We start from the raw sequence: 21,300 nt of genomic DNA, 5'->3' as shown, positions 1-21,300 counted from the left end.
TAATTCAGTAACATTGCCGCCAACTGCTGCGAACAGCGCGCGTTTGCTACTTTACGTTAGCAACCGAGCCCTTGCGCCAGATCAACTAAGTTAAATATTCATTCAATAAAACCAGAGGCTTGCCGATACCCATCGAAAGCCTTGCGGACCTGACGACCCATGCGTAACAACCAGCCGATTACCCAGAGAGAACGGACTTTCCCTGCACAACAGCGGTTGATCTCCACCACCAACGCCAAGGGTGTGATCACCTACTGCAACGATGCGTTCATCGAGATCAGCGGTTTCTCTCGCGAGGAGCTGACCGGTGCTGCGCACAACCTGGTGCGTCACCCCGACGTGCCGCCTGCGGTGTTTGCCCACATGTGGCAGACCCTCAAGCAGGGCCTGCCGTGGATGGGTATCGTCAAGAACCGCTGCAAGTCTGGCGATCACTACTGGGTCAACGCCTACGTCACGCCGATCTTCGATAACAATCAGGTGGTCGGCTACGAATCGGTGCGGGTCAAGCCTACTGCCGAACAGATCCGCCGCGCCGAAGCGCTGTACCAGCGCATCAACCAGGGCAAGTCGGCGATACCGCGCCGCGATAAATGGCTGCCGGTACTGCAAGACTGGCTGCCGTTCATCCTGGTCAGCCAGGTCGGCTTCCTGATCGGCAACTGGCTGGGGCATTCCTGGGGCTTCGCCCTGGCCGCGGGCCTCTCGGTACCGCTCGGCCTGCTGGGTCTGAGCTGGCAGCAGCGCGGCCTCAAGCGCCTGCTGCGCCTGGCCGAACAAACCACCTCCGACCCGTTGATCGCGCAGATGTTCACCGACAGCCGCGGCGTCCAGGCCCGCCTGGAAATGGCCATGCTCAGCCAGGACGCGCGGATGAAAACCTGCCTGACCCGCCTGCAAGACAGCGCCGAACACCTCAGCGATCAGGCCCGTCAGTCCGATGCGTTGGCGCACAAGAGCTCCTCGGGCCTGGAACGTCAACGGGTAGAGACCGAACAGGTCGCCGCCGCCGTCAACCAGATGGCCGCCACCACCCAGGAAGTGGCCAACCACGTGCAGCGCACGGCCGATGCCACCCAGGAAGCCAATCGCCTGACCAGCCAAGGTAGGCAGATTGCCGGGGAAACCCGCGATGCCATCGAGCGGCTATCGAGCGCCGTGGGCGAGACCGGCCTGACCGTGACCCAACTGGCCAAGGACAGTGACGAGATCGGTGGTGTGGTTGACGTGATCAAAGGCATTGCCGACCAGACCAACCTGCTGGCCCTCAACGCTGCGATCGAAGCCGCCCGGGCCGGCGAGATGGGCCGCGGCTTTGCCGTGGTCGCCGATGAAGTACGCCAACTTGCGCAACGCACCGCCGAATCCACCGGGCAGATTCACAGCCTGATCGCCAAGCTGCAGCAGACTGCAAGCAGCGCCGTGCTGACCATGGAGAACGGCCATCGCCAGGCTCAGGAAGGTGTAGAGCGGGTAATGCAGGCCGACCAGGCGTTGCTGGGTATCAGCGAAGCGGTGGCCAACATCACCGACATGGCGACCCAGATCGCTGCTGCCACCGAAGAGCAAACTGCCGTGGCCGACGAAATCAGCCGTAACATCAGCACCATTGCCGAGCTGGCCGACCAAACCGCCGAGCAGGCGCAGCATTCGGCGCTACTCAGCGAAGAGCTGACCAGCACCGCAGGTACGCAATATTCGCTGGTGGAGCGCTTCAACCGCTGAAATTGTGGGGCCGCGAGGCGGCCCATCGCAGCGTATAAGCTGGCCCACCTGCGATTTATGCAGGCGCTGGTTTGCCTGCGGTGGGCCGCGAAGCGACCCCGAAAATCAGCGCCGCAACACTCCTACCAGTCCAACGCCAACCGACTTTCGAAATACCGCTCTTCCCCGCTCAACGGATCCTCAAAGCGCAGGCTCTGCGCCAGCAGCTTAAGCGGCTGTTGATAGTCATCCTCTACTTCCAGCAACCGCGGGTAGAACGGATCGTTACAGATCCCCGCCCCAAGCGCTGCCATGTGCACCCGCAACTGATGGGTCTTACCCGTCACCGGCGACAAGCCATAGCGCCACAGCTCACCGTTTTTCTCCAGCACCTGCGCCAGTGTTTCACTGTTGGGCGCCCCCTCTACTTCATGCATGCGAAAGAACGGTTCGCCATGCACCAGACGGCTGCGGTGCACCAAGGGAAACTCAAGCGCCGGCAACGCCGCAGCAATGGCCTGGTAACGTTTGTCGATGCGCCGCTCGGGGAACAGCCGCTGATAAGCACCGCGAGTCTGCGGGTTCGCCGAAAACAGCACCAAACCTGCGGTATGCCGATCGATGCGGTGCAGTGGCACCAGGTGCGGGTTATCCAAACGGCGGATCAGCCGGCGCAGCAGCGTTTGCTCAACGTACTCACCGGTGGGTGTCACTGGGAGAAAATGCGGTTTGTCGGCCACCACCAGATGCTCGTCCAGATGCAGGATGGTTTCTTCTACCGGGATCGGCTTCTCATTGGGCACTTCGCGAAAATAATGCAAGCGCATGCCGCGACGATACGCCAGGTCTGCCTGGATGGCCTGGCCCTGGGCATCGAGCACCCGTCCTCTGGCAAAGCGATCAAGCCACTGCTCACGAGCGATGCCCTTGAAGTGATCACACAAACAGTCGAGTACGGTTGGCCAATTTCCCGGAGGAAGGCAGACGGTACTGGCTTGCTGATGGGCGGGGTCGAACGGTGTGGTCATGACAGGCTCGTGCAATCGAGGGATTGCCATTATCCCCCAAGCCCCGGCCCTCAACCAGCCTCGGCGGTTTCGCAGCGCGCCTTGAGCCAGCGCAGCACCTGCACAGCCTCCCAGCGGCCGGAATCATAGAGCGCATAAACCTGGCCCTGATAGCCCACCACATCCAGTGGCCGGTGAAACCCGGCACGCTGGAACAAGGCCTCGATTTCAGCGAAGCAGGTGTTGAAATGGACCTTGCCAAAGGGCGTTCGGTCGTCAGTCACCAAGCCTTCGAGGCGCAGCTCCAGCACGGCGTCACCCACCTTCTGCGGGGACATCCGATTGACGCTGTACTTCAATTGCTCGACGTTGAGCATCGGCCACTCCAATACTGTATTTATATACAGCATACGGAGTTACTACGGTTGCGTCAAATCAAGCCAATGCTACTGCAGGAAGGCCACCACCTGTTCAGCATCGAACGGCCAGCGCAGCTCGCTACCGTTATCACAACGACACAGCACCGGAATGATCAAACCATAGCGTTCGACTAACGATTCATCGTCGGCGATGTCGATAAGCTCCACCAACAAGCCGCGTTCGACAAAGGGCATCAGCACCGCTTCGGCCACTTCACACAAGTGGCAACCGACGGTGCTGAACAGTTGGCATTCAGGCAGCATGGCAAGTCCCGCGCAAGCTGTGGAGAGATGCTTATTTTAGGTCCACAACGCGCGAAGTGCACCTGACCACGATCAATCCTGGCTGGTTGCGCCAATCCGATGCAGCGACAGGTCAGCCCCCTGGAACTCCTCTTCATGGCTCAGACGCAAGCCATGCACCGCCTTGATCAGGCCATACACGGCAAAGCCCCCGAGCAGCGCCACCAGCACCCCTGCCAGGCTGCCCAGCAGCTGGCTGACCAGACTGACGCCACCCAAGCCCCCCAGACTGGCTTGGCCAAAGATGCCACAGGCGATGCCACCCCATACCCCACACAGCCCATGCAACGGCCAGACGCCCAGCACATCGTCGATCTTCCAGCGATTCTGCGCAGCGGTGAAGCACCAGACGAACAGCCCCCCCGCTACCAGGCCAGTGGCCAAAGCGCCTAGCGGATGCATCAGGTCGGACCCAGCGCAGATTGCCACCAACCCAGCCAGCGGCCCGTTGTGCAAAAAACCCGGGTCGTTGCGACCTGCCCACAACGCGGCCAGCGTGCCGCCAACCATGGCCATCAGCGAATTGATCGCCACTAGACCACTGATGCCCTGCAGGCTCTGCGCACTCATCACGTTGAAGCCAAACCAGCCAATGATCAGAATCCACGAACCCAGCGCCAGGAAGGGGATACTCGACGGCGCAAACGCCACCAGGCGGCCATCGCGATAGCGCCCGCGGCGCGCCCCTAGCAATAGCACCGCCGCCAGCGCCAGCCAGCCGCCCATCGCGTGTACCACAACCGACCCGGCAAAGTCATGGAACGGTGCCCCAAAGCGCGCCTGCAGCCAGGCCTGGATGCCCAGATTGCCATTCCACACGATGCCTTCGAAGAACGGATAAACCAACGCCACGATCAACGCCGTGGCACACAACTGCGGGGCAAAGCGCGCACGCTCAGCAATGCCTCCGGAAATGATTGCCGGTATGGCTGCGGCGAAGGTAATCAGGAAGAAGCATTTGACCAGGCCATAGCCGTGATCGCTGGCCAGCTGCGTAGCTGGCTGCAGGAAACTCACGCCATAGGCAATCCAGTAGCCGACGAAGAAGTACACCAGGGCCGACACGGCGAAGTCGCTGAGGATCTTCGACAAGGCATTGACCTGGTTCTTATGGCGCACCGTGCCGACTTCAAGAAAGGCAAAGCCGGCATGCATCGCCAGGACCAGGATGGCCCCCAGCAGAAGGAACAGGGTGTTGGAGCCATGGACCAGGGAGTCCATCGCGCTGTGCATGTTTTCCATGAGGTAGGCAGACCTGCTGAAAAAGCACCAGGACAGTTCAAGAACCTGCATCCCTGCACCGAATCGGTGCCCACTCCCCTGCCCCGTTTCGGTGAGGCGAGCAGAGCGTGCGTGGTTTTTTCTTGGGTTTGTCGTGGATTGGGTTAAGGTTTAGCGGTATCCGCAGACGTGGCGCACGGATTCGGCGCACCGACGCTCAGCGGCGCCCCCAGACGTAGCAAGCGCCATACCAGCAACTGGCACTGAACCTTCATTGCACCGCGTCACTCGAATTAACCACACACATCAACAGGGAGAGATCCAATGGCCAGCAAATCGGCAAAGAATGCTCAAGAGATATTGATGGCTGACTTCCAGGCACTGGTGCGCGACACCGAAAAACTGCTCGCTGACACCGCCAACCTGGCCGGTGACCAGGCTGATGAGCTGCGCGAGCAGATCCACGAGCGCCTCGAGCAAGCCCGCGAAAGCCTGCAACTGACCCAGGATTCGGTGCGCGTACGTGGCCAGGCGGCACTGGCCAGTGCCGAAGAGTACGTCCAGGAAAACCCTTGGCAGGCCATTGGCATTGCCGCAGGCGTCGGCTTGCTGATCGGCCTGCTGGCCAATCGGCGCTGAGGAGTGCCCATGGATAACGAGGCCATCACGGCTGGCGCCTCTGGCAAACGCCTGGGCGCGGCCATGCTTGGGTTGCTGCACAGCCATATCGAACTGTTCGGCATCGAGCTGCAAGAGCAGAAAGGTCGCACCCTCAAGCTGCTGCTGTTTGCAGGGTTGGCGCTGGTGTTTGCCTTGTTGCTGCTGACGGCGCTGTCCGGCTTGCTGCTGGTACTATTGTGGGACAGCTATCGGCTGGCGGGCATCATCGGGCTGTGTGTGTTCTATGGCGCAGCAACGGTCTACTGCGGCTTGCGCTTGAAGGCTGCCGTGTTCGATGAATCATCCCCTTTCAGCTCCACCCTCGAGGAGCTTGCCAAGGACAGGGAGCGTCTGTTGCCATGAGCCTGCCCGAACTCCCCAACACCCGTAATCCGCGCGAGCTGCGCAAAGCGTTGCTGCGCCTGCGCCTGGAAATGCACCGCCAGGAAATTCGTCATGAGTCAGCGCAACTGCTCGCACCGGTCAGACGCCTGCGCGGCATGGGCGGCTCGTTGCAGGACGGCCTGGGCATCAAGCACGCGCCGTTGTGGGGCCTTGGCGCCGTGGTAGCGCTGGGTTTCTTGACTGGCAAGGGTGCGCGCAGCGGCAACCTTTCTCGCTTGGCGCGTTTGGGCAGTAGCCTGATCCCACTGGTACGCCTGTTCCTGCAAAACGGTCGGCGTCATTGATCAGTTGCGCCCGCCGCTTGCGCGGGCGCCGCTGAAACAGGAAGCTATGGCGATTATCCGACGGGAGAAATGAGCCTTGGACTGGCATACCCTGCTGACCCGCGAACGCCTGGGCAAAGCCCTTTACAGCCCGGAAGAACTGGGGCGCAGCCCCTTCCACAAGGACCACGACCGCATCATCTTCTCCGGCGCCTTCCGCCGTCTGGGGCGTAAGACCCAGGTGCACCCGGTGTCCAGCAACGACCACATCCATACCCGCCTGACCCACTCGCTGGAAGTCAGCTGCGTCGGCCGCTCGCTAGGCATGCGCGTGGGCGAAACCTTGCGCCAGAATCTGCCCGACTGGTGCGAACCGAGCGACCTGGGGATGATCGTGCAGTCCGCTTGCCTGGCCCACGATATCGGCAACCCGCCGTTCGGCCACTCTGGCGAAGACGCCATCCGTTACTGGTTCCAACAGGCCGCAGGACGCGGCTGGCTGGATGATATGAGCGACGACCAGCGCGCCGACTTCCTCAATTTCGAGGGTAATGCCCAAGGGTTTCGCGTGTTGACGCAACTGGAATACCACCAGTTCGACGGCGGCACCCGCCTGACCTATGCCACGCTCGGCACCTACCTCAAGTACCCGTGGAGTTCGCGCCATGCCGACGCCCTGGGCTACAAGAAGCACAAGTTTGGCTGCTACCAGAGTGAGCTGGCGCTGATGGATCAAATCGCCCGCAAGCTTGGCCTGCCGCAACTCGAAGCGCAGCGCTGGGCCCGTCATCCGCTGGTCTATCTGATGGAGGCCGCAGACGATATCTGCTATGCGCTGATTGACCTGGAAGACGGCCTGGAGATGGAGCTGCTGGAGTACGCCGAAGTTGAGGCGCTGTTGCTCGACCTGGTCGGTGACGACCTGCCAGAGACCTACCGTCAACTTGGCGCCAATGATTCTCGTCGGCGCAAATTGGCCATTCTGCGCGGCAAAGCCATCGAGCACCTGACCAACGCTGCTGCGCAGGCGTTTGTCGAGCAGCAGGCCGCCCTGCTCAGCGGCCAGCTGGCGGGCGACCTGGTCGAGCATATGCACGGCCCGGCCAAACGCTGCGTGTTGCAGGCCAAGGACATGGCGCGCAAGAAGATTTTCCAGGACAAGCGCAAGACGCTGCATGAGATTGGCGCCTACACCACCCTGGAAATCCTCCTCAACGCCTTCTGTGGCGCGGCGCTGGAACAGCACGGCGGGCGTACGCCGTCGTTCAAGAGCCGCCGCGTCCTGGACCTGATCGGCAATCATGCTCCCGACCCTCACGGCTCATTGCATAACGCCTTCCTGCGCATGATCGACTTCATCGCCGGAATGACTGACAGCTATGCCAGCGAGATGGCCTGCGAAATGACCGGGCGCTCCAGTCCAACTTGAGACAACCACGGCCAGCGCAAGCTGGCCGAATCGCATTGAAGGAAACGTCCGACCTTGCCATCACCGAAATAAACAACCCAAGTTATCTCCCTGGCAAATGACCAGACTGTCGTTAAAACAAAACATCTTGATGCTGCTCTCGCAGGACAAATAGTCTTTTGCTGTAGGCCATTTCCCATATACGGCTCAACGCCGTTTCCTGCATGTCCGACCTCCTCCATCTGCGATAAGGTGCTCACTGTTTCAGACACCTGCCCATGGAAAGTTGAATATGCAATCCATATTTATTGTCGACGATCACCCCGTTATACGGTTAGCGGTGCGTATGCTGCTGGAAAATCAGAGTTACAGGATCGTGGGTGAATCGGACAATGGCGTCGACGCCATGCAACTGATTCGTGAAACACGGCCTGACCTGGTGATTCTCGACATCGCCATCCCCAAACTGGATGGACTGGAAGTACTGTCACGCTTCCAGTCGATGGCGTTGCCCAGCAAAGTGCTGATCCTTACCGCGCAAGCGCCCGCCTTGTTCGCCCTACGCTGTATGCATTCGGGCGCTTCGGGCTATGTGTGCAAACAAGAAGACCTGACTGAGCTGGTCAGTGCAATCAAGGCGGTACTTTCCGGTTACAACTACTTCCCCAGCCAGGCGCTCCATGGCGACATGGAAAAAAACAGTTCCGACATACACCTTTTCCGACACGTCAATGATAGAGAACTGATGGTGCTGCAACTTTTTGCCCAAGGAAAGAGCAACAAAGATATAGCCAAAGGCATGTTCCTCAGCAACAAGACCGTTAGCACCTATAAAAAACGCCTCATGCAGAAACTCCAGGTCGCTAGCCTGGTGGACCTGATCGACGTGGCAAAACGCAACGCGCTGGTCTGAGGTTGGCAATGGCGCGGTACTTAGCCTTACTGATGCTTAGCTTGGTGATCAGCACCGGGCAGGCACAGGTCGTCCAGCGTGACGTCGTGACCTACACCCTGCTCACACGATCGACCGCCAACGCTATGCACCCGACTCTGTCGAGCGAACAAAGAGAATGGCTCAAGAACAAGCAGACCTTGACCCTCGGCACATCTTTTCCAGATTACGCCCCGTTCGACATCACCAGCGGTGGCCGTGACTACCAAGGGCTCACTGCCGAATACGCCGGGCTGATCGGTAGCGCCCTGCAAATCCCTGTGCGGGTGCTGGGCTTTCCCAGCCGCCATGCAGCGGTTGAGGCCCTTAAACAAGGGCAAATCGATATGCTCGGCAGTGCCAATGGCTATGAAGCTGCCACCGCTGGCCTGGCCCTCTCGCGGCCCTACGCAATAGACCAGCCGGTGCTGGTGACCCGCGAAAATGAACAACGCTCGCTGGACGCTGGGCTCGAAGGCATGCGCCTGAGCATGCTCTATCACTACCTGCCAGCTAAAGGCGTGAATCAAGCCTATCCCAAGTCGACCCTGCAGACGTTCGGATCCTCTACCCAAGCACTCAACGCCGTGGCCTTTGGTCAGGCCGACGTGTTCATCGGCGATACCATTTCCACCCATTACCAGCTCAATCGGGGGCACCTGCCGCGCTTGCGCATGGCGGCCTTCGGTAAACATGAGGCCATTGGTTTCAGCTTTGCCATGCGCAGCGACGACACCATGCTCAAGACGCTGATCGATGCCGTAATCGATAGCCAGCCCAGCACCGTGCGCACCAACATCCTCAAACGCTGGAGCGCAGGCAGCGACACGCTCTTGAGCGAACGTAAACTGCAACTTACGCGGCGCGAAGAGCAATGGCTGTCACAGCATCCTGTAATGCGCGTGGTGATCGATGAAACTGCCGCGCCCATGTCGTACGTTGACAACAATGGCCAGTTTCGTGGCATCACCGCTGACCTCTTGGAGCTGCTGCGCCTACGTACCGGTCTGCGTTTTGAAATTCAGAAGTCCAGCAGCCTTAGCGACATGATCACCCGGCTCGAAGACGGCCGCGCCGACGTCATTGCAGCCATCTCCAAACAGCAAGAACGCGACAGCAAGCTGCGTATCAGCCGCCCCTACCTGGAGAGCGCCTTCGTGCTACTCACCCGGGCCGACAGCGATACGCCGCCTGCTTTGGAGCAGTTGGCGGGAAAACGCGTAGCGGTAACCCGTGACAGCACGATCGCCGAACTGCTTTCCGAGCAGCACCCCCAGGTCATGGCGATCGAAACCGAAAGCCCGTATTTTTCCATGGCACTGCTCAGTAGTGGCGCTGTCGACGCCGCAATCACCACAATGATCGATGCCAATCACGCGCTGGCCAACAGTTCCGAGCTGATCATCCGCAGCACAGTCGGGACAGAGCCCGCCAGCTTCTCCATGGCCACCACCCTACAGGCTCAACTGCTGGCATCGATCCTCGACAAGGCGCTGATGAGCATCTCGCCGGAAGAGCTGGGTGTGATCAATAACCGCTGGCGAGGCTACACCAACCACGACGACGTCTATTGGCGAAAATACCGGCAGTTGGCGATTCAAATCGTCATAGGCTTCTGCCTCCTGCTGCTGCTGGCGCTGCTCTGGAATGCGCGACTGCGCCGCCAGATTAAACAACGCCAACAAGCCGAAAAGGCCCTCAATGATCAACTCGAATTCATGAGTGCGCTGCTCAATGGGACGCCGCATCCACTGTTCGTTCGTGACCGTGAAGGCCGTCTGCAATCGTGCAACGACAGTTATCTGGAGGCAGTGCAGGCTTGCGCCACAGACGTCATCGGCAAGCGCCTGGAAGATAGCCTGTGTAGTAATCATGAGCATACCCAGCAGATCCAAGCCGACTATCAGCATGTGATGCAAGCCGGCGTGCCATTGATCGTTGATCGGCAGATTTGCATCAACGATCGCGAGCTGACCATCTATCACTGGGTGCTCCCCTTCCGAGACTCGCTGGGTGAACTGCAAGGCATCATCGGTGGCTGGATCGATATCAGTGATCGGCGCAAGCTGATCGAGGAACTGCGCCTGGCTAAAAAACAGGCCGAAGAAGCCAACCGCGCCAAGAGCACGTTTCTGGCCACCATCAGCCATGAAATCCGCACCCCTATGAACGCGGTGATCGGCATGCTTGAGTTGGCGGTCGAGCATGCCGAGCAAGGCCGCCTGGACAAACCGGCGATCGAAGTCGCCTATCAGTCGGCGAAGGACTTGCTGGGGCTGATTGGCGATATCCTCGACATCGTCAGGATCGAGTCGGGCCATTTGTCGCTGCTGCCCGAGCCGGTGAACCTTACCAATGTGATCGAGTCAGTGGCGCGGGTGTTCGAGGGCCAGGCGCGGCAAAAAGGCTTGGCATTGCAGTTGGTGATCGATTCAAGTGCTCGCTGCCACGTGTTGATCGACCCCTTGCGCTTCAAACAAGTGCTGTCCAACCTGGTGAGCAATGCCATCAAGTTCACTGAGCATGGTCAGGTGCGCATCAGCGTTGCCCTAACGCATCTGGATGCGATGAGCGGGCCAACACTGGATCTGGAAGTGCGCGACAGCGGCATCGGTATCGCCGATGACGAGGTGCAGCGGCTGTTCAATCCATTCGTCCAGGCCAACGCCCACAGCGAAGGCGCTCGCGCAGGTACCGGGCTGGGGCTGGCAATCAGCCGCAACCTGTGTGAAATGATGGGCGGCAGCCTGACGCTCAAGAGCCTACAGGATGTCGGCACACAGGTCCGCCTGCTGATGCCCCTGCAGCAGGTCGAGTCCGTGCTGCCAGTAGGCCCGGAGGAACCTAAGGTCGAGGTGCCTGATGCGCGCCTGAGGATTCTGGTCATTGACGACCATCCGGCGAACTTGCTGCTGATGGCGCAGCAATTGAACTTCCTGGGGCTTGGCCACACGACCGCAAGCGATGGCCGAGAAGGCCTTGACCGATGGCGTGAACAAGATTTCGACGTGTTGATTCTCGATTGCAATATGCCGCACTTGAGCGGCTACCAAGTCGCCCGGGCTATACGTGCCGAGGAGCAGGCGGGTGCGAGGTCGCGCTGCATCATCCTGGGCTATACCGCCAATGCCCAGCCTGAAGTGCGGCAAAAATGCCTGGATGCGGGCATGGATGACTGCCTGCTCAAACCCATCAGTCTGCGTACCTTGAGCCAACGTCTGGCCAGCGTTACGCCCGCACTTCGCACAACAGCACCGGCATCGCTGAACCGCCACTTCTGCTTGTCTGGGCTGGCCTCAGTGGTGGGTGATGATCCGCAGGACCGCAGGCGCCTACTGGCTATACTCCAGCAGAGTTTGCACGATGACTGTGCCGCACTCATGGCGCTCGATCCGCAGAAGCAAGCGCAAGCGATCGCCGAACAGGCACACAAGATCCTCAGCGCCGCGCGAATGCTGGAGGCAAGGAAGTTGATGGAGGCGTGTGAGCGGCTGGAGCAGTCGAATCTGTCTTTGCTGGAGCTCAAACTGCGCCGACAGGTGCTGGCACGACAAATGCGCCGCATAGAAAAAGCCCTGGCTGATCAGCTAGGCTGACCCACCAGGGCTTGGCAGAGCGGTGTGCTTGAAGCACCCGCTCAGGCGTGGATCAGGAAGCCGAGTTGATCGGCTTTTCCGGATACCAGGCATCCAGCAGCGGGCTGACTTCGATCTTGGTCAGCTCGTTACGGCCTTTGAGCCAGGCTTCCACAGCAGCGCGTTGCTCTTCGCTGACAGAGCCACGGTTAGCCAGGCAAACCAGGCCGAAATCATCACCGCCTACGTAGTCCAGGCCGTTGGCCTCCATTGCTTCTGCAAGGAATGCGTCGAGGAAGGCATCGATGGCTTCGTCGGACAGGTCTTCCTTGAAAGCAAGGTTCAGCTCGAAGCCCAGCTCCTGGAATTCATCCACGCAGAGTTTCTTGCGCAGACGACGGGAACGGTTGGTAGCCATGAAACAATCCTCTTGAGTAATTACCGGCGGCACTTTACCAGTTTCCGCCGCCATGCGGCGCATTTGTGTCGAACGGGGCCCATGTTCGGTGCGCTTGGGGCATAATGCGCACTATATTTCGATCTGGGGCCATCATCTTTTACAGCCCCGTTATCTTTCCCCTCGCACGCAGGGTTCCAGTTCTTATGATCAAAGCGCTCCGCCCACTGTTTCTCGCCGGCCTCATGCTGCCCTTGGCCATGCCCAGCCAGGCTGCCGCCGTCAACACCACCCTGCCACCGAAGGTGCAGCAGGCTCTCAAGACCAACAAACTGCAAGATTCAGCCCTGTCGTTGGTGATGCTGCCGCTGGATGGCCCTGGCACAGCAACGGTGTTCAACGCCGATGTGTCGGTCAACCCGGCTTCGACCATGAAGCTGGTGACCACCTACGCAGCCCTTGAGCTGCTTGGCCCAACCTTCCAGTGGAAAACCGAGTTCTATACCGATGGCACCCTGAGCAACGGCGTGCTCAACGGCAACCTGTACCTCAAGGGCGGCGGTGATCCCAAGCTGAACATGGAAAAGCTGTGGCTGCTGATGCGCGACCTGCGTGCCAACGGCGTGCGCACGGTCACGGGTGATCTGGTGCTCGATCGCAGCCACTTCGTCCAGCCCAACCTGCCACACTTCGACGATGACGGTGGCGACATGAACAAGCCGTTCCTGGTCAAGCCGGACTCGTTGCTGGTCAACCTCAAAGCGTTGCGCTTCGTTGCCCGTAACGATGGCGGCAAAGTACTGGTGGCGGTCGAGCCCCCCATCGCTACGATCCGCATCGACAATCAGGTCAAGGCCGTAGCCTCCAAGCAATGCACCGGCGAGGTGCGCTACAACCCGCAGGTTCAGCCTGATGGGGTCAGTGTCGTGGTCAGTGGCCAGTTAGGTGAAGGCTGCAATTCGCAGACCTACCTGGCCCTGCTCGACCATCCGGCCTACGCCGCCGGGGCCGTGCGGGCAATCTGGAACGAGCTCGGTGGCAGCATTCAGGGTCGTGACCGCATCGAGAACGTGCCCAAGAGCGCACGCTTGCTGGCCCGGGCGTTCTCGCCGGACCTGGTGGAAGTGATTCGCGACATCAACAAATACAGCAACAACACCATGGCCCAGCAGCTGTTCCTCAGCCTGGGCGCACAATTCCGCACCGATGCTGACGGCGATGATGCGCGTGCTGCCCAGCGCGTGGTGCGTCAGTGGATGGCGAAAAAGGGCATTACCGCGCCGCACCTGGTGATGGAAAACGGCTCCGGCTTGTCTCGCGCTGAACGCGTTAGCACCCGCGAGATGGCGCAGTTGCTGCAAGCGGCCTGGAAGAGCCCCTACTCTGCCGAGTTCATCAGTTCCATGCCGCTGGTAGGCATGGATGGGACCATGCGCAAGCGGCTCAAACGCACCGCCTTGACCGGTGAGGGCCACATCAAGACCGGGACGCTCAATACAGTGCGGGCGATCGCCGGGTTTAGCCGAGACAGCAACGGGCATACCTGGGCCGTGGCGGCAATCTTGAATGATCCCAAGCCTTGGGGGGCATCACAGGTGCTGGATCAGGTGTTGCTCGAGCTTTACCGGCAACCTAAGTTGAACAATGGCACAGCCGCTTCAGGGCTGTGATCATGGCCGGGCTGTAGCCTTCGCCACACATTCGCTGCCAGGCAACGGGAAGCTCTTTGCGATCTGCCTGGCGGCGCATGATCCCCAGCTCCGCCCTGCGCGGACCTGGTTCACAGGCAACGCGCAACGCCTGCCTGGGAAGCAAAGCTGCAATCTACCAAGCAATCTGGCTGCAAACGCCACGTACCTGGGCAACTCGTCACTCCTCTCCCAATAAATCCGGCGCGATCTATGCTTACGGTAAAGGCAGTGTTCGCGGCCCAGACTCATCACAGGCAATTTCTTGACCTTTGAGTCAGAAAATTATTGACCAAGAGGTCAAGGGTTGCTTAGAGTCCGCCCGAACAACAATAAAACCATTGCGAGGCCTTCCCCGTGATCCAGTTTCTCGTCAACCAGGAGCTGCGTAATGAGCACGCCCTGGACCCGAACATGACGGTGCTGCAATACCTGCGTGAGCACCTAGGCAAACCCGGAACCAAGGAAGGCTGCGCCAGTGGCGACTGCGGCGCCTGCACCGTGGTCGTGGGCGAGCTCACCCAGGACGACCAAGGTCACGAGACCCTGCGCTACCGCAGCCTCAACTCGTGCCTGACCTTCGTCTCGTCGTTGCACGGCAAGCAACTGATCAGTGTCGAGGGCCTCAAGCATCAAGGCGAGCTGCACAGTGTGCAGCGGGCAATGGCTGACTGCCATGGTTCGCAATGCGGCTTCTGCACCCCGGGCTTTGTCATGTCGTTGTTCGCCCTGCAGAAAAACAGCCAAGGCCACGACCTGCACCAAGCCCAGGAAGCCCTCGCTGGCAACCTGTGCCGCTGCACCGGCTATCGGCCGATTCTCGCCGCTGCCGAGCAGAGCTGCGCCATGCCCTGCCGCGATCAGTTCGATGCCCAGCAGGCGCAAACCATCGCTCGCCTCAAAGCCATCGCGCCGAGCGAAACCGGCGAACTGAACAGCGGCGACAAACGCTGCCTGGTACCGCTTACCGTGGCCGACCTGGCCGACCTGTACAGCTCGCACCCAGAAGCCCGCCTGCTCGCAGGTGGCACCGACCTGGCGCTGGAAGTCACCCAGTTCCACCGCACCTTGCCGGTGATGATCTACGTCGGTGGCGTCGCCGAACTCAAGCGCATCGACAAGAGCGCCACGCACCTGGAAATCGGTGCGGCCACCCCTCTGACCGACTGCTATGGCGCGCTGAGCGAGGAATACCCGGATTTCGGCGCCCTGCTGCACCGCTTCGCCTCACTGCAGATCCGCAACCAGGGCACCCTGGGTGGCAACATCGGCAACGCCTCGCCGATTGGCGACTCACCGCCCCTGCTGATCGCCCTGGATGCCCAGGTGGTACTGCGCCAGGGCCAACGCCAGCGCACCCTGGCCCTGGAAGACTACTTCATCGACTACCGCATCACCGCTCGCCAGGACAGCGAGTTCATCGAAAAGATCATCGTGCCGCGCGCCAGCAATGACTGGACCTTCCGCGCCTACAAGGTCTCCAAGCGTCTGGACGACGATATCTCGGCGGTGTGCGCAGCGTTCAACCTGAGCATCGACAATGGCCAGGTCAGCGGCGTGCGCATCGCCTTCGGCGGCATGGCGGCGATTCCCAAACGCGCCCGCGCCTGTGAAGCGGCGCTGCGTGGCAAGCCTTGGAACCAGGCCACTGTGGAGCGTGCCTGCCAAGCGCTGGCGGAAGACTTCAGCCCGCTCACGGATTTCCGCGCGAGCAAAGAGTACCGCCTACTCACCGCGCAGAACCTGCTGCGCAAGTACTTCATCGAACTGCAATCGCCGCACATCGAAACCCGGGTGACCGCCTATGTCTAACCATCACGCCGTCAAGAGCCAGGCCGAGATGGCCGAACTGTTCCGCCAGGACCTGACCACCGGGGTCGGCCGCAGCGTCAAGCACGACAGCGCCGACAAACATGTGTCCGGCGAGGCGATCTACATCGATGACCGCCTGGAATTCCCCAACCAGCTGCACGTCTATGCGCGCACCTCGGACCGCGCCCACGCGCGCATCCTGCGTATCGACACCACGCCCTGCTACGCCTTCGAAGGTGTGCGCATCGTCATCACCCACGAAGACATTCCAGGCCTGAAGGACATTGGCCCGGTCGTCGCCGGTGACCCACTGCTGGCGATCGACAAGGTCGAGTTCTTCGGCCAGCCCGTGCTCGCCGTCGCTGCCCGCGACCTGGAAACTGCACGCCAGGCGGCGATGGCGGCAATCGTCGAGTACGAGGACCTGGAGCCGGTGCTCGATGTGGTGCAAGCGCTGCGTAACAAGCACTTCGTGCTCGACAGCCACACCCACCAGCGCGGTGACTCGGCAGCAGCACTGGCCAGCGCCCCGCACCGCTTGCAGGGCACGCTGCACATCGGCGGCCAGGAGCACTTCTACCTGGAAACGCAGATCTCCTCGGTGATGCCCACCGAAGATGGCGGCATGATCGTCTACTGCTCCACGCAAAACCCCACCGAAGTGCAGAAGCTGGTCGCCGAAGTACTCGACGTACCGATGAACAAGATCGTCCTCGACATGCGCCGGATGGGTGGCGGTTTCGGCGGCAAGGAAACCCAGGCTGCCAGCCCCGCCTGCCTGTGCGCGGTGATCGCCCGCCTGACCGGCCAGCCGACCAAGATGCGCCTGCCCCGCGTCGAAGACATGACCATGACCGGCAAGCGTCACCCGTTCTACGTCGAATATGACGTGGGCTTCGATGACGACGGCCGCCTGCATGGCATCCAGTTCGACCTGGCCGGCAACTGTGGCTACTCACCTGACCTGTCTGGCTCGATCGTCGACCGCGCCATGTTCCACTCCGACAACGCCTATTACCTGGGCGATGCCACCGTGCATGGCCATCGCTGCAAGACCAACACCGCCTCCAATACCGCCTACCGCGGCTTCGGCGGTCCGCAAGGGATGGTTGCCATCGAGCAGGTGATGGACCACATCGCCCGTCAGCTGGGCCGTGACCCGCTGGCGGTGCGCAAGGCCAACTACTACGGCAAGACCGAGCGCAACGTCACCCACTACTACCAGACCGTCGAGCACAACATGCTCGAGGAGATGACCGCAGAGCTCGAGGCCAGCAGCGATTACGCCGAGCGCCGCGAGTCGATCCGTCGCTTCAACGAGCACAGCCCAATCCTGAAAAAGGGCCTGGCGCTAACGCCGGTGAAGTTCGGTATTTCCTTTACCGCCACCTTCCTCAACCAGGCCGGCGCGCTGATCCACATCTATACCGACGGCAGCATTCACCTCAACCACGGCGGCACCGAGATGGGCCAGGGTCTGAACACCAAGGTCGCGCAGGTGGTGGCGCAGGTATTCCAGGTCGATTTCGATCGAATCCAGATCACCGCAACCAACACCGACAAGGTGCCCAACACCTCGCCAACCGCCGCCTCCAGTGGCGCCGACCTGAACGGCAAGGCCGCTCAGAACGCCGCCGAAATCCTCAAGGCACGGTTGACTGAGTTTGCTGCACGGCACTGGAAGGTCACCGAGGAAGACGTCGAGTTTCGCAATGGCCATGTGCGCATTCGCGAAGAGATCGTCAGTTTCGAGCAGTTGGTGCAGCAGGCGTACTTTGCCCAGGTATCGCTGTCGAGCACCGGCTTCTACCGCACCCCGAAGATCTACTACGACCGCTCTCAAGCGCGTGGTCGGCCGTTCTACTACTTCGCCTTCGGGGCGGCCTGCGTCGAAGTGATCGTCGATACGTTGACCGGCGAGTACAAGATGCTGCGTGCCGACATCCTGCACGACGTCGGTGACTCGCTGAACCCGGCCATCGACATCGGCCAGGTGGAAGGCGGCTTTATCCAGGGCATGGGCTGGTTGACCACCGAAGAGCTGGTGTGGAACGCCAAAGGCAAGCTGATGACCAACGGCCCGGCCAGCTACAAGATTCCCGCCGTCGCCGACATGCCGTTGGACCTGCGGGTGAAACTGGTGGAAAACCGCAAGAACCCGGAGGACACCGTGTTCCATTCCAAGGCCGTTGGCGAGCCGCCGTTCATGCTCGGCATCGCTGCCTGGTGCGCGATCAAGGATGCGGTGGCGAGCATTGCCGGCTACCAGGTGCAACCGAACATCGACGCCCCAGCAACCCCCGAGCGGGTACTGTGGGGCTGCGAGCAGATGCGCCAGGCGCTGGCCGCAGCACAACCTGCAGAAGTTGAAGTGGAAACCGTAACGCATTAACGCCGCGGCTCCCTGTTGGAGCGGGCATGTCCGCTCCAACAGGGATCGAGAGAGGATCTGCATCATGCATCAATGGATCAACGCCCTCGCCGACCTTCAAGCCCGCGGCGAAGCCTGCGTCCTGGTGACCATCATCGAGGAGCGCGGCTCGACCCCGCGCAATGCCGGCTCGAAGATGGTCGTCAGCGCCAGCCAGATGTTCGACACCATCGGCGGCGGCCACCTGGAATACAAAGCCCTGCACATCGCCCGGCAGATGCTCGAGGAACAACGCAGCACCCCACACCTGGAGCGCTTCAGCCTCGGGGCCAGCCTCGGCCAATGCTGCGGCGGCGCCACGGTGCTGCTGTTCGAACCAATGGCCGCAGTACAAGCACAGATCGCCGTGTTCGGCGCGGGCCATGTCGGCCGCGCTCTGGTACCCTTGCTCGCCGCCCTGCCCTGCCGAGTGCGCTGGATCGATTCGCGCGAGCAGGAATTCCCCGAGCTGATCCCAGCCGGGGTGAGCAAGATCATCAGCGAGGAGCCGGTCGACGAAGTCGCCGAACTGCCAGCAGGCAGTTACTGCATCGTCATGACCCACAACCACCAGCTCGACCTGGAGCTGACTGCGGCCATCCTCAAGCGCAACGATTTCACCTGGTTCGGCCTGATCGGTTCGAAGACCAAGCGCGTCAAGTTCGAGCACCGCCTGCGTGAACGCGGTTACGACGACGCCCTGCTGGCACGGATGCGTTGCCCGATGGGCCTGGCCGAGGTCAAGGGCAAGCTGCCGATCGAGATCGCCGTGTCCATCGCCGCGGAAATCATTGCCACCTACAACGCCTGCTTTGGCCAGCACGACGCTGGCGTGAACGCCGGCCCCATTGCCCAACTGCTGCCGCCCTCTCGGCGCAGCCAAGCCATTTGACGAGCGTGATATGACTGCAACCCGTAAAGCCTACCGATCGGCCATCCTGCACAGCATCGCTGACCCAGCCGAGGTCGGCCTGGAGGCCTCCCATGCCTATTACGAAGACGGCCTGCTGGTAGTCGACGACGGCCGCATCAGTGCCTTGGGGCACGCCAGCGAGCTGCTGCCGACGCTGGATGCCGACATCGAAGTGGTGCACTACCAGGATGCCCTGATCACCCCAGGCTTCATCGACACCCATATCCACTTCCCGCAGACCGGCATGATCGGCTCCTATGGCGAGCAACTGCTGGACTGGTTGAACACCTACACCTTCCCGTGCGAGAAGCAGTTCGCCGACAAGGCCCATGCCGACAACGTCGCGAAAATCTTCCTCCAGGAACTGCTACGCAATGGCACCACCACCGCCCTGGTGTTCGGCAGCGTGCACCCCGAGTCGGTCAACGCCCTGTTCGAAGAAGCCCAACGCCTCGACCTGCGCCTGATCGCCGGCAAGGTGATGATGGACCGCAACGCACCGGACTACCTCACCGACACCGCCGAATCCTCCTACAGCGAAAGCAAGGCACTGATCGAGCGCTGGCACGGCAAGGGCCGCCTGCACTACGCAGTTACTCCTCGCTTCGCCCCGACCAGCACCCCAGAGCAACTGGCCCTGGCCGGACAACTGCTCAAGGAGCATCCGGGCGTGTACATGCACACCCACCTGTCGGAGAACCTCAAGGAAATCGACTGGGTCAAGGCGCTGTTCCCTGAACGCACAGGCTACCTGGACGTCTACGACCACTTCGAGCTGCTCGGCGAGCGCTCGGTGTTCGCCCACGGCGTGCACCTGTGCGATGAAGAATGCCAGCGCCTGTCCGAGACCGGTTCGGCAATCGCCTTCTGCCCGACTTCCAACCTGTTCCTGGGCAGTGGTCTGTTCAACCTGCCGCAAGCGGAGAAGTTCAAGGTCAACGTCGGCCTGGGTACCGACGTGGGCGCCGGCACCAGCTTCTCGCTGCTCAATACTCTCAACGAGGCGTACAAAGTCATGCAGTTGCAAGGCGCACGCCTGCACCCGTACAAGTCGCTGTACCTGGCCACTCTCGGCGGCGCCCGCGCGCTGCGCCTGGAGGATCGCATCGGCAGCCTGCAGCCTGGCAACGACGCCGACTTCGTGGTGCTCGACTACAAGGCCACGCCGTTGCTGGACTACCGCATTCAGCAGTCCAACAGCATCGAGGAGACCCTGTTCGTCCTCACCACCCTGGGCGACGACCGTACCGTGCGTGAAACCTTCGCAGCAGGACGCTGCGTGCACCAGCGCTAAGGTTCGCGCGCCAGCCCTCGGTACAACGCGCCGCCGATCGCAGCCCCGATCAGCGGCGCCAACCAGAACAGCCACAGCTGCTGCAACGCCCAGCCACCCACGAACAACGCCGGCCCGGTGCTACGCGCCGGGTTCACCGAAGTGTTGGTGACCGGGATGGAGATCAGGTGGATCAAGGTCAGGGCCAGGCCAATGGCAATTGGCGCAAAGCCTGCCGGCGCACGGGCATCGGTGGCGCCCATGATGATCACCAGAAACATCGCCGTCATCACCACCTCACTGGTGAATCCCGCCAGCAGCGAATAACCACCGGGGGAGTGCTCGGCATAGCCGTTCGAGGCAAGCCCCGACGACAACTCGAAGCCCGCCTTGCCACTGGCAATGAAGTAAATCACCGCAGCGCCCAGGCTTGCCCCGACCACCTGGGCGACGGCGTAGGGCAACAGCTCTTTGGCAGGGAACCGGCCACCGACCACCAGCCCTAGCGAAACCGCAGGGTTGAGATGACAACCGGAGATATGACCGATGGCGAAGGCCATGGTCAGGACGGTCAGACCGAACGCGAACGCGACACCCAGAACACCGATGCCGATCGGAGAGCTGGCCGCCAGCACTGCGCTGCCGCATCCCCCGAGGACCAGCCAGAATGTGCCGAGCAGTTCGGCACCCATGCGCACACCCAGGGACATAGTCATGGACCTTTCCTCAAGTAGTTGGACGCAACGGTTGCGCAAGCCCAACTGCTTGATGAAGGTTTGCAGGAGTGAAATCTAGCAGAGCTTTGGCTAATGGCCAGAACGACTGGGGCCGCTGTACGGCTCTTCGCGGGCAAGCCCGCTCCCACAGGCACAGCGCTGAATTCAGAACAGCGCTGTGCCTGTGGGAGCGGG

General features: G+C 61.1%; 18 protein-coding genes. 12 read left to right on the top strand and 6 right to left on the bottom strand.

Annotated features, from left to right (window positions below; translation table 11 throughout):
• The first annotated feature begins 159 nt into the window (after window positions 1–159).
• Entirely contained in the window at window positions 160–1,725 is a 1,566-nt protein-coding gene (locus OIU19_RS13435; RefSeq protein WP_186556299.1) for a PAS domain-containing methyl-accepting chemotaxis protein, read from the top strand.
• Between the two features lie 122 nt (window positions 1,726–1,847).
• Here OIU19_RS13435 and OIU19_RS13430 read toward each other — a convergent pair whose 3' ends face one another.
• The 4 genes from OIU19_RS13430 to OIU19_RS13415 form a co-directional block, all read right to left on the bottom strand.
• Window positions 1,848–2,732, bottom strand: coding sequence for a pseudouridine synthase (locus tag OIU19_RS13430; RefSeq protein ID WP_264235397.1), 885 nt, complete (start codon window positions 2,730–2,732; stop codon window positions 1,848–1,850).
• A gap of 50 nt (window positions 2,733–2,782) precedes the next feature.
• Window positions 2,783–3,088: a transcriptional regulator gene (locus tag OIU19_RS13425; protein ID WP_186556355.1), complete on the bottom strand. Its 306-nt coding sequence runs from the start codon at window positions 3,086–3,088 to the stop codon at window positions 2,783–2,785.
• A gap of 69 nt (window positions 3,089–3,157) precedes the next feature.
• Entirely contained in the window at window positions 3,158–3,394 is a 237-nt protein-coding gene (locus OIU19_RS13420; RefSeq protein ID WP_264235396.1) for a glutaredoxin family protein, read from the bottom strand.
• Between the two features lie 72 nt (window positions 3,395–3,466).
• The gene (locus OIU19_RS13415) at window positions 3,467–4,675 is read right to left on the bottom strand and encodes an ammonium transporter (RefSeq protein ID WP_264235395.1); all 1,209 of its coding nucleotides are present in this window, start codon (window positions 4,673–4,675) and stop codon (window positions 3,467–3,469) included.
• Window positions 4,676–4,978: 303 nt separating this feature from the next.
• Between OIU19_RS13415 and OIU19_RS13410 the strand changes: the two genes are divergently transcribed.
• The 6 genes from OIU19_RS13410 to OIU19_RS13385 all read left to right on the top strand — a co-directional run bounded on the left by OIU19_RS13410 (window position 4,979) and on the right by OIU19_RS13385 (window position 11,917).
• Entirely contained in the window at window positions 4,979–5,293 is a 315-nt protein-coding gene (locus tag OIU19_RS13410; RefSeq protein ID WP_264235394.1) for a YqjD family protein, read from the top strand.
• 9 nt (window positions 5,294–5,302) lie between these two features.
• Window positions 5,303–5,677: a phage holin family protein gene (locus OIU19_RS13405; protein WP_186556294.1), complete on the top strand. Its 375-nt coding sequence runs from the start codon at window positions 5,303–5,305 to the stop codon at window positions 5,675–5,677.
• Complete coding sequence (locus OIU19_RS13400) at window positions 5,674–6,003, top strand: hypothetical protein (protein ID WP_264235393.1); 330 nt, start codon at window positions 5,674–5,676, stop codon at window positions 6,001–6,003. The genes OIU19_RS13405 and OIU19_RS13400 overlap by 4 nt, the downstream gene beginning before the upstream one ends.
• 76 nt (window positions 6,004–6,079) lie before the next feature.
• Window positions 6,080–7,411: a deoxyguanosinetriphosphate triphosphohydrolase gene (locus OIU19_RS13395; protein WP_264235392.1), complete on the top strand. Its 1,332-nt coding sequence runs from the start codon at window positions 6,080–6,082 to the stop codon at window positions 7,409–7,411.
• A 271-nt stretch (window positions 7,412–7,682) separates the two neighbouring features.
• Window positions 7,683–8,303 (top strand): response regulator transcription factor, encoded by a 621-nt coding sequence (locus OIU19_RS13390; protein WP_264235391.1) that lies wholly within the window; start codon window positions 7,683–7,685, stop codon window positions 8,301–8,303.
• Window positions 8,304–8,311: 8 nt separating this feature from the next.
• Entirely contained in the window at window positions 8,312–11,917 is a 3,606-nt protein-coding gene (locus tag OIU19_RS13385) for a transporter substrate-binding domain-containing protein (protein WP_264235390.1), read from the top strand.
• Between the two features lie 52 nt (window positions 11,918–11,969).
• On the opposite strand, the gene OIU19_RS13380 is transcribed toward OIU19_RS13385, so the two are convergent.
• On the bottom strand, window positions 11,970–12,314 hold the full coding sequence (locus OIU19_RS13380; protein WP_264235389.1) for a YggL family protein: 345 nt from the start codon (window positions 12,312–12,314) through the stop codon (window positions 11,970–11,972).
• Between the two features lie 185 nt (window positions 12,315–12,499).
• Here OIU19_RS13380 and dacB point away from each other — a divergent pair, with 185 nt between their 5' ends.
• From dacB to guaD, 5 genes are all read left to right on the top strand, one after another.
• Window positions 12,500–13,963: a D-alanyl-D-alanine carboxypeptidase/D-alanyl-D-alanine-endopeptidase gene (dacB, locus tag OIU19_RS13375; RefSeq protein ID WP_186556288.1), complete on the top strand. Its 1,464-nt coding sequence runs from the start codon at window positions 12,500–12,502 to the stop codon at window positions 13,961–13,963.
• Window positions 13,964–14,338: 375 nt separating this feature from the next.
• The gene (xdhA, locus tag OIU19_RS13370) at window positions 14,339–15,793 is read left to right on the top strand and encodes a xanthine dehydrogenase small subunit (RefSeq protein WP_264235388.1); all 1,455 of its coding nucleotides are present in this window, start codon (window positions 14,339–14,341) and stop codon (window positions 15,791–15,793) included.
• Window positions 15,786–18,185, top strand: a complete 2,400-nt coding sequence (xdhB, locus tag OIU19_RS13365; protein WP_264235387.1) for a xanthine dehydrogenase molybdopterin binding subunit — start codon at window positions 15,786–15,788, stop codon at window positions 18,183–18,185. Before xdhA ends, xdhB begins: the two co-directional genes overlap by 8 nt.
• 64 nt (window positions 18,186–18,249) lie before the next feature.
• Window positions 18,250–19,095, top strand: a complete 846-nt coding sequence (xdhC, locus tag OIU19_RS13360) for a xanthine dehydrogenase accessory protein XdhC (protein ID WP_264235386.1) — start codon at window positions 18,250–18,252, stop codon at window positions 19,093–19,095.
• Window positions 19,096–19,105: 10 nt separating this feature from the next.
• Window positions 19,106–20,410 carry a guanine deaminase gene (gene guaD, locus OIU19_RS13355; protein ID WP_264235385.1) on the top strand — a complete coding sequence of 435 codons (1,305 nt, stop codon included), beginning with the start codon at window positions 19,106–19,108 and terminating at the stop codon, window positions 20,408–20,410.
• Here the strand turns inward: guaD and aqpZ are convergent.
• Window positions 20,407–21,105 carry an aquaporin Z gene (gene aqpZ, locus OIU19_RS13350; RefSeq protein ID WP_264235384.1) on the bottom strand — a complete coding sequence of 233 codons (699 nt, stop codon included), beginning with the start codon at window positions 21,103–21,105 and terminating at the stop codon, window positions 20,407–20,409. The genes guaD and aqpZ overlap by 4 nt on opposite strands.
• Window positions 21,106–21,300: the final 195 nt, after the last annotated feature.

The sequence above is a fragment of the Pseudomonas sp. BT-42-2 genome, assembly GCF_025847435.2.
In the GTDB taxonomy this organism is placed as follows: Bacteria; Pseudomonadota; Gammaproteobacteria; order Pseudomonadales; family Pseudomonadaceae; genus Aquipseudomonas; species Aquipseudomonas urmiensis.
The sequence above is the reverse complement of the archived record's forward strand: the minus strand, read 5'-3'. Positions and strand labels throughout refer to the sequence as shown.

Bases quoted from the DNA above. Each gene is read 5' to 3' on its own strand.
- OIU19_RS13435 (WP_186556299.1), top strand. From the start codon at position 160: ATGCGTAACAACCAGCCGATTACCCAGAGAGAACGGACTTTCCCTGCA.
- OIU19_RS13430 (WP_264235397.1), bottom strand. From the start codon at position 2,732: ATGACCACACCGTTCGACCCCGCCCATCAGCAAGCCAGTACCGTCTGC.
- OIU19_RS13425 (WP_186556355.1), bottom strand. From the start codon at position 3,088: ATGCTCAACGTCGAGCAATTGAAGTACAGCGTCAATCGGATGTCCCCG.
- OIU19_RS13420 (WP_264235396.1), bottom strand. From the start codon at position 3,394: ATGCTGCCTGAATGCCAACTGTTCAGCACCGTCGGTTGCCACTTGTGT.
- OIU19_RS13415 (WP_264235395.1), bottom strand. From the start codon at position 4,675: ATGGAAAACATGCACAGCGCGATGGACTCCCTGGTCCATGGCTCCAAC.
- OIU19_RS13410 (WP_264235394.1), top strand. From the start codon at position 4,979: ATGGCCAGCAAATCGGCAAAGAATGCTCAAGAGATATTGATGGCTGAC.
- OIU19_RS13405 (WP_186556294.1), top strand. From the start codon at position 5,303: ATGGATAACGAGGCCATCACGGCTGGCGCCTCTGGCAAACGCCTGGGC.
- OIU19_RS13400 (WP_264235393.1), top strand. From the start codon at position 5,674: ATGAGCCTGCCCGAACTCCCCAACACCCGTAATCCGCGCGAGCTGCGC.
- OIU19_RS13390 (WP_264235391.1), top strand. From the start codon at position 7,683: ATGCAATCCATATTTATTGTCGACGATCACCCCGTTATACGGTTAGCG.
- OIU19_RS13385 (WP_264235390.1), top strand. From the start codon at position 8,312: ATGGCGCGGTACTTAGCCTTACTGATGCTTAGCTTGGTGATCAGCACC.
- OIU19_RS13380 (WP_264235389.1), bottom strand. From the start codon at position 12,314: ATGGCTACCAACCGTTCCCGTCGTCTGCGCAAGAAACTCTGCGTGGAT.
- dacB (WP_186556288.1), top strand. From the start codon at position 12,500: ATGATCAAAGCGCTCCGCCCACTGTTTCTCGCCGGCCTCATGCTGCCC.
- xdhB (WP_264235387.1), top strand. From the start codon at position 15,786: ATGTCTAACCATCACGCCGTCAAGAGCCAGGCCGAGATGGCCGAACTG.
- xdhC (WP_264235386.1), top strand. From the start codon at position 18,250: ATGCATCAATGGATCAACGCCCTCGCCGACCTTCAAGCCCGCGGCGAA.
- guaD (WP_264235385.1), top strand. From the start codon at position 19,106: ATGACTGCAACCCGTAAAGCCTACCGATCGGCCATCCTGCACAGCATC.
- aqpZ (WP_264235384.1), bottom strand. From the start codon at position 21,105: ATGACTATGTCCCTGGGTGTGCGCATGGGTGCCGAACTGCTCGGCACA.